Annotated in this window: 4 protein-coding genes and 1 tRNA gene; 3 read left to right on the plus strand and 2 right to left on the minus strand. The window is 66.7% G+C overall.

All coding sequences use genetic code 11. The features are described from left to right. Positions 1–348 (plus strand): phosphotransferase (locus tag ACJA3G_RS35070; RefSeq protein WP_406557071.1); only part of this gene is annotated, 348 nt, incomplete at its 5' end. A 40-nt stretch (positions 349–388) separates the two neighbouring features. Then, positions 389–553 (plus strand): hypothetical protein, encoded by a 165-nt coding sequence (locus tag ACJA3G_RS35075; protein ID WP_406557072.1) that lies wholly within the window; start codon positions 389–391, stop codon positions 551–553. Positions 554–692: 139 nt separating this feature from the next. On the opposite strand, the gene ACJA3G_RS35080 is transcribed toward ACJA3G_RS35075, so the two are convergent. Both ACJA3G_RS35080 and ACJA3G_RS35085 read right to left on the minus strand, forming a co-directional pair. After that, positions 693–1,319 (minus strand): hypothetical protein, encoded by a 627-nt coding sequence (locus ACJA3G_RS35080; RefSeq protein ID WP_406557073.1) that lies wholly within the window; start codon positions 1,317–1,319, stop codon positions 693–695. 342 nt (positions 1,320–1,661) lie between these two features. Next, a tRNA-Arg gene (locus ACJA3G_RS35085) sits at positions 1,662–1,733 on the minus strand. A gap of 158 nt (positions 1,734–1,891) precedes the next feature. Here ACJA3G_RS35085 and ACJA3G_RS35090 point away from each other — a divergent pair. Next, a complete protein-coding gene (locus ACJA3G_RS35090) occupies positions 1,892–2,338 on the plus strand; it encodes a response regulator (RefSeq protein WP_406557074.1) in 447 nt (148 codons plus the stop codon). Positions 2,339–2,486: the final 148 nt, after the last annotated feature.

The following is a 2,486-nucleotide window of genomic DNA, read 5'->3' on the forward strand; positions in this document are numbered from 1 at the left end:
TCTCGGCCACGGTTCCTCGGCCGCCCGTTGCTGGTTTCAGCTACCGCGTCGCACCCAATGAAGCTGGCGGGATCGCTGCGGCGGTTGGGTGGCGCGGGCGGCATATCTGGTGAAGACCGGCGATTCTTGGATGAGCGGGCCCGGCGCCTCCAGAAGGAATACGACCGGCTCGACTTCGTCCTCCCTTTCGGGATGATCCATAGGGACGCGAACGTCGGCAATGCACTCCGGCACCGGGACGGCTCGGCTGTCCTGATCGACCTGGACGGCTTCGCTCTGGCACCGCGGGAGTGGGATCTCGTCCTCACGGCGATGTACCCCCGAAAGGTACGGCTGGCACACGCGTGAGGAGTACCGGGAGTTCGGCCACCGGTACGGCTTCGACCTGATGAACTGGCCCGGGTACTCCGTGCTCGCGGACGTGCGCGAGCTGATGATGGTCGCCTGGATGGGGCAGCAGGTGGCGACGAGTGCCCGGTCGGCGGTGGAGTTTGCCCGCCGCGTGCAGTCGCTGAGGACCGGGGAGGGGCGGAAGGAGTGGCAGCCCTTCTGATGGGTGACGGCTGACATCAATCGGTGGCGAGGCTCGCGGTTGCGATTCACAGCCGGTGCTCGGCGGCCTGGTCCTCGAAATCCCGGACGGCTGGGGAGCTCCCGGCTCGGGGCTGATGGGTCCCGCGTCTGGAAGCAGATTAGAAGTGCAGCACCGCGTAGAGGTCATAGACCACGCCGCCATGATGAGAGCAAGCTCCTTGCTTGCCAATGGAACTTGATGACCAGCCATCGGCGCACTCCGCCCCGCTCGGCATGTCGACCCACGCCACAGTTTCTGGCGTGGCCAGCACCTGTTGAGCCTGAGAACGGTCTGCCCAGTCGAAACAGGATTGGTGATGAAGGACAACTTCCGATGCTTCCCCCAGATACCGCCTGCGCTGGTTATATGCAATCAGAATCCACCTGTCCGTAGCGTTGGATTCTGGAATGTATTCGTTGCGAGGCCGCGGAGACGAGATCGGGTCACCGATGACAGGAATCTTCTCCAGGTCCGCCTCCTTGACCGCCGCTGCGCGCTGGCTCCGGGGGGCCTTGCACGCTGCCTCGATCGCGTTGTGCTGCCATGCGTGCCATATGTTCCAAGCGATGGCGGCGACGAGAAGGCTGAGTATCCCCAACGCGACGATCTTCACGGTCTGGACAAGTTGCGCGTTCCGCCGCACCACCGCGTCTCGTCGCTGGCGGTGCAGCTGGGCAACCCGCTCTCTCTCCGCCGGGGTGGCGTGTGGCGGCACGCTCCAGTTTCCGTTGCTCGGAGTCGGCACGCTGTGTCCTTGGTGGTCGGCCGTCCACACGGGGGTGAGGGCCTTGTACTCGGCCGGGGCCGGTACGGGCTTCGGCGTGCTGGGCGCCTGGGGCTTCGCGGCATAGGAGCGTTATAGCGAGCGGCAACTCCGCCGTCTCCGGGTCTCTCAACTGTCGTTGGAGACCTCCAGCGTCCGAGTGGCCGCGATGATGACCCGGGGGGAGGGCATCCGAGGTCATTGCGTCGTCACTACGTGATCACTCTCATGCAGCCACATCAGACGGCACCCGCCCGCACACGCAAGAAGACCCCGCACCCAGCATCAAGGCTGGTGGCGGGGTCTTAGGCACCCAATAACAGGTGCCCCCGGCAGGATTCGAACCTGCGCACACGGCTCCGGAGGCCGTTGCTCTATCCCCTGAGCTACGGGGGCGTCCGCCGCGCTTGGCGGCGACGGGTAGAACCCTACCAGCTCCCGTGGGGTGGCTGTGAACAGGTATTTCCCGTGGTCGGCGGGGGCGGGGTCCCCCGCAGGGGGCGGAAGTGGGGAAAACCCGGACGCGGCGGTGGTCGCGGACCTAACCTCAAGATGTGCCAGGCGCGTCCGGCCGGGTCCTCGTTGTCGACGACAACAAGGTCATCCGGCAGCTGATCAGGGTCAACCTCGAGCTGGAGGGCTTCGAGGTCGTGACCGCGGCCGATGGTGCCGAGTGTCTGGAAGTGGTGCATCGGGTCTGTCCTGATGTGATCACCCTGGACGTCGTGATGCCTCGGCTCGACGGGCTGCGTACGGCCACGCGCCTCCGGGCTGACGCGCGTACCCGGCATCTGCCGCTCGCCATCATCAGTGCCTGTACGCAGTACGAGGTCGAGACCGGGCTCGCGTCCGGCGTGGACGCGTTCCTGGCCAAGCCCTTCGAGCCGGCCGAGCTGGTCAAGGTTGTACGGCAGCTGATGCACCGGGAGGCCCCGCCGTCCGCCGACGGCAACAGGCAGTCCGGACGAGCCGGGCGAGCCGCCGGAACCTCCCGCGGATGAGAGCGCCCAGCATCTCCTGCGAATGACCCCGGGGATCGGACGGTCCGGCGGTCTGACGGTTCGACGGTCTGGCTGTCTGGTGGTCTGACGGTCTGCGTTTTCCCGACCCCGTCACCTTCGCCCGGCCCCCGGAGGCCCCGGCCGGCCC

The organism is Streptomyces sp. YS-3 (assembly GCF_045257485.1).
Taxonomy (GTDB): Bacteria; Actinomycetota; Actinomycetes; order Streptomycetales; family Streptomycetaceae; genus Streptomyces.